Below are 5,132 nucleotides of genomic sequence, written 5' to 3' on the forward strand. Positions count from 1 at the left end.
TACGTATAGAATGATTTTTCTACATACTTTTTCTCACCATTTGGATTAATCCATTTCTCTCCTTCGTAAGAAATAATTTTTAACCAGCCACTTGTTGTACCATCGATAACAGGTACCTCTTGCGCTGTAAAGACTTGGCCTCCTCCTCCTTTTGGAGATACGAAAGATGGCTCATTGTACGTATAGAATGATTTTTCTACATACTTTTTCTCACCGTTTGGATTGATCCATTTTTCTCCTTCATAAGAAATAATTTTTAACCAGCCACTTGTCGTCCCATCGATAACAGGTACCTCTTGTGCTAAAAAGGATTGGCCTCCTCCTCCTTTTGCAGACACAAATGATGGCTCATTATACGTATAGAATGGTTTCTCTACATACTTTTTCTCACCATTTAAATTGATCCACTTCTCGCCTTCCCAAGTTTGAATTTTCCACCAACCATTGTTTCGTTTTTCCCTTATAAGAATTGTTTGAGGCGGATATTCCACGCCTCCATTTGATTTAACTGATGTAAAAGAAGCTTCATTATATGCATAAAATGACTTTTCTACATTTTCCTTCGTATCCGCATTCGCTAATACATCCATCATTACACTATGTTTTAACATATATATCACCTTTCCTTTTCTTCTACTTAATTTATATAAAGTAACGATCCTATTAATTTCAAATAATCTTTAATAAAAATTATAAAAGGCCACTTAAATAAGTTGGCCTTTTGTATTATCTAATTACTACATGTTCTTCACGAATCCAACGATTCCCACCAATATCAACATGTCCATCTTGACGCCCAAATAATCGATACGGCTCGCCACCATCGACAAAACCAGTATCTTTTCCATTCGGTCCATCGTAATGTCTAATTTGATAACCAGAAGGATATTTTGAATAAGCATAAAACCATTGAACATCGAAATGCTCTAATTTTGCCCATTGTTGATCCCCGCCGAAATTAATCATATATTCTGGGATCCACCAAGCTTTATAAATTAAATATGGGTTTTTATCTTTAATAGAATTACCTGAAAATATAAAATCAGTTGGATTTGTATTTAAGTTCACCTCATATCCAACAGGATATTTTGAGATAGCGATCCCAATACCTACCGGTCGACTTTGTTGCCCATTGTTATCACCATTTCCATCAAGAAACCAAGATAATGACTTGTTACCAATTAAATAATTCAAATCACATTTACCAATACCAGATACATTTCCTGTCTCAGTATACTGCCAAATATCACAAGGATAAGCTGGTTTATTCCCGCCATAACGTGGAATCCATGTAAAATCAGCTTTAATATTTGCTGCACCAAACGCTTCATAAGTATGATGCCCTACGTATAAACCAACTTTTTTTGCTCCTAAACGGCGTAATTCATCGATAAATGCTTGCGTCCCACTTTGCATATCACCCATTGTCTTAACCTCAACGTCTGCAATCCAAAATAATGCACCTTTGTCACCTCGCGCCCAAAAATCTTGCGCTTCTTTCTTAGCATCCGCAACAGACGTAAAGCGGCAAAATGCGTAATTTCCATACGGTACTTTATAACTTTTCATAGCTTGAACGTATTCTTTATACATAGGATCTACGTAATTTGAGCCATCTTGCACCCTAGCAATAACTAAATCAAGCTGTGGAGCCGCTACACTCCAATCTATATTACCGTTCCATTTTGAAATATCTACAATGTGTCCCATTACTTCATTTCTCCTTTTTATGTTCTTGTTTTTGTTCATTATTTAAAGCTTCAACAGCACTGATTAATATTTTCGGAATCTTAATCCCTATACGACCAGCATTTTCTAAAACTGATAATGCTTCATTTCCTATAAAGAAAAAGATTGTTGCTTCTCGAATTCCACTATTACTACCAAATAATGAATCTAGCTGTGCTGCAACTCCAATTAATAAAAATAACATCACCTTTTTAGCAATGCCCTTAAAGCCAACTTTACTTTTCAATTCTCCGCTATACCCTGCTGCAATCATTCCAGACAGATAATCAATAACTGCTATTATTACCAATACTTTCAATGCAACATCAAACCCTCCAAAAAAATACCCACAAAAAGCTCCGAATGTCGCTCCAAATATCTTTATTAAACTAGCAATATGAGCCACGTTCCTTTCTCTTTTTTCAAATAAAAAAGAAAGACAAATGTCTCTCTTCGCTTTTTATTAAATCACTAAGATTTATTTGTATAGGAGGGATAGTTTTTATCTGTAATAACCTTTTCCATACTAATTAATTTTTAATTAGGCTACGCTTTGCACCTGTACAGTTACTAGATTCTATATTTTTCTAAGTATGTTAATTCAGGAGAAGTGTATACATATTTTCTTCCTTTATCATACCTCCTTGTACTACTCTTTTACCTAGTACACCAAAAACTATTTCGCTACTTTAAATGTATTAAGTTTGAGAGTATATAAACTCATTCAACCCTTAAAAATACTATCTTCTCATTCCTAAACTTACTTAAATGTAGGAGGTTAAACATACATGAAATAAAAAATATTCATTTGTATGTTTAGCTCAGATAATATCTACAAAGTTGAGCAATACACACACCACACAGGAGTACTCTTACCTCCAAGGCCCCGCTGGTTATCTACGCGAACAAAGTGCATGGTGACCTATGAAAGCATCACTGTACGATAACCCGAGTGCGTCCTATTCTGGTGGAACGCTTATTCACCAGAAGGGATTTTGTTTTCCCCTTCTGATACTAAGATTATCATTCATCCATATTTATAAATTCCCCTTAATTATCCCTCTCTTCATCGGAAATTTCTCCTTCTACTATCTTTATTGATTATGTAAATCTATTGAAAAGATCTCACTATTTTCCCATTCGGATATAGTAAACCTTTACTTATGATGCTCAAATCACCCCTAAAGCCGTAGCAATTAAGCGAAGAGCATTCTTCTTCTTTTCATAATAAGAGTCTTTCTTTATTAACAATTCATTATAAATATAATCATCTCTTAATTTTTGATCGCTTAAATACTTCATCTCAATAATGTTTCTCTCGTCCTCATCTAAGCTATACTTTAAAGCTTTTTCAACCTGTCTATACTTCATTTGATTAATCTGCTTAGTATTACAAATTTCAGGAAACAAATTAATTCCTCCCTGCTGTTGCCCAATCTCATCCCCAAAACGAACCTTTAATGCACGATGTTCCTTTAAAATACTTATAACTACTTTTTGTATTTTCTTTTCTGTTTCTTTATCCATAATTGATAATAAAATTGGTTGTTCCAAATTAAAAACCTCCCAAGAATATAATTTATTTTCGTATAAAATCCTTCTTACTTTTAAAAGATCGCTCTATATTTATTGGAGAATACAATTAAATCTACTCATTAAAATAAAAGCATCTTTTCTAATGAGGGCATATGCCCCTCGAGTTTCACACAGTGAAACTTTTCGTTTAAAATTTTTTTCATGTTATTAAAAGATTATTACTACCTCTCTTCAACATTACGTATTTCACAAATTGAAGGATCCAACATTTCTTTAAATAGCCCCATATTATATCAATCCTTTCCTCTTTACGATTCCTATTAGTAAACTTTATAATGAAAATAAGAGTTATTTTGGAAACTCGTTTAAAGGGGAGACAATATACAGTGGAAATAAAAGATAGATTAAAACAAATCAGAATAGATAGTAAGTTAAGCCAAGAACAATTCGGGAAAGAGGTTGGCTTAACAAAAGGAACTATTTCTAAATTTGAAAATGGGAAAGCCTTTCCTGGACGAGAAACATTAGAAAAAGTTTCAAAAAGATTTAATGTTACTATTGACTACTTATATGGAGAAAGCAAAGAAATAGATTTAAATGCACACAAATATAAAAAGTTTAAAGAAATCATGGAATGGCTAGAACCGTTACCAAAAGATGAAAAAGATATAGCATTAGAACAAATGCTTTCTATCGCTCAGGCGCTAAATAAAAATCATACGAAACCTGAGAAGAAATAGCCTATTTATTTAGAAGAATGGCTATTTCTTTTAATTTTTTCTATGTATTCATCTAATTTCTCTGGGGCTATCTTTACTATCGTATTTATAAATAGCTTAACGATTTCCTCTTTTGTCATTTCCAAAATCCTCCATCACCTTTAACAGGATAATGATTTCTTACTGAACTACTTTCCAACTTACCATTACTAAATTTTCTTTATTTAATCTCCCTCCTATATATACTCATTTTCATAACTATTTGTATATGTTAAACCACGCACCTAATTCCCAAAAAATACTACAAAATATCTTTATGAATATTTTACCACCAATCGAACTTTTGTTCTATATTTAGTTTATAATTCTTTAAAAAACAGCGTATAATCATTCTATTATTTGTAATTCGAAGCAAATCTCCACTATTTTTTATTTTATTGAAGAATAATTCAATTTTATCAACGTTTTATTAAAAATATGAATCTACAGGAATTCACGAACCAATTCATAACAATATCGTCCCTTTAAATCATGTTTCTTCTATTATATATGTTTCATGTTGCGATTATCTTTTTATCCTTGCAACTTTCATTTCGCATTACCACTATCCTACAATCCTATTATTGCAAAAATAATATGTGAAACCCTAAAATCAAGGCGTAATTTTTTCCATACCTCGACTTATTTTGTAACAATTATAGAGATATTTTATCGATTTTCACCTCATTTATATTTCTCCACAACCAAAATAGTTATTTTTACATAACTACTTTCCTGTTTCAACAGTAAAACACGCCATTTTTGTAACGTTCACGAAACATTTCCGTAACGTTACAGAAACATTATTAACCGATTAGAAATTGAAATACTCCCATTTTTATGTATCATATGCTCTAACTCCCCCTAACAACTGTAAGAAAGCGCTTTTAGGATATTACTGGAATTATTACAGAATATTAATGACCCGTTACGAATGCTTTGTAGTTTTGTGTTTTCCGCAAATAAGAAAATAATGGTTGCTATAATGAGGTCAACGAAAACAAATGCAATGGAGGCTATTATGAAAAAATTTATGGGTATAGCAACAGCAGCGGTTTTTGGTCTTGGGATTTTCACAACATCTGCTAAAGCAGAAACGATTGTAACAAC

The 5,132-nt window shown here is 32.3% G+C and carries 4 protein-coding genes and 2 pseudogenes; 2 read left to right on the forward strand and 4 right to left on the reverse strand.

What is annotated here, in order from left to right; all coding sequences use genetic code 11:
* The 4 genes and pseudogenes from MR113_RS26660 to MR113_RS26675 form a co-directional block, all read right to left on the reverse strand.
* Positions 1-611: pseudogene (locus tag MR113_RS26660) on the reverse strand (C40 family peptidase); the annotation flags it as partial.
* Between the two features lie 115 nt (positions 612-726).
* Positions 727-1,710 carry a glycoside hydrolase family 25 protein gene (locus tag MR113_RS26665; RefSeq protein ID WP_242257421.1) on the reverse strand — a complete coding sequence of 328 codons (984 nt, stop codon included), beginning with the start codon at positions 1,708-1,710 and terminating at the stop codon, positions 727-729.
* Positions 1,711-1,714: 4 nt separating this feature from the next.
* Positions 1,715-2,134 carry a phage holin family protein gene (locus MR113_RS26670; RefSeq protein WP_098273346.1) on the reverse strand — a complete coding sequence of 140 codons (420 nt, stop codon included), beginning with the start codon at positions 2,132-2,134 and terminating at the stop codon, positions 1,715-1,717.
* A gap of 764 nt (positions 2,135-2,898) precedes the next feature.
* Complete coding sequence (locus tag MR113_RS26675) at positions 2,899-3,282, reverse strand: ArpU family phage packaging/lysis transcriptional regulator (protein WP_098273347.1); 384 nt, start codon at positions 3,280-3,282, stop codon at positions 2,899-2,901.
* Between the two features lie 368 nt (positions 3,283-3,650).
* On the opposite strand from MR113_RS26675, the gene MR113_RS26680 reads away from it, so the two are divergent.
* Both MR113_RS26680 and MR113_RS26685 read left to right on the forward strand, forming a co-directional pair.
* Complete coding sequence (locus tag MR113_RS26680; protein WP_098273348.1) at positions 3,651-4,004, forward strand: helix-turn-helix domain-containing protein; 354 nt, start codon at positions 3,651-3,653, stop codon at positions 4,002-4,004.
* A 916-nt stretch (positions 4,005-4,920) separates the two neighbouring features.
* A pseudogene (locus MR113_RS26685) lies at positions 4,921-5,132 on the forward strand (enterotoxin); the annotation flags it as partial.

Origin of the sequence: Bacillus cereus group sp. BfR-BA-01379, assembly GCF_022663605.1 — a bacterium.
GTDB classification, from domain to species: Bacteria; Bacillota; Bacilli; order Bacillales; family Bacillaceae_G; genus Bacillus_A; species Bacillus_A mobilis.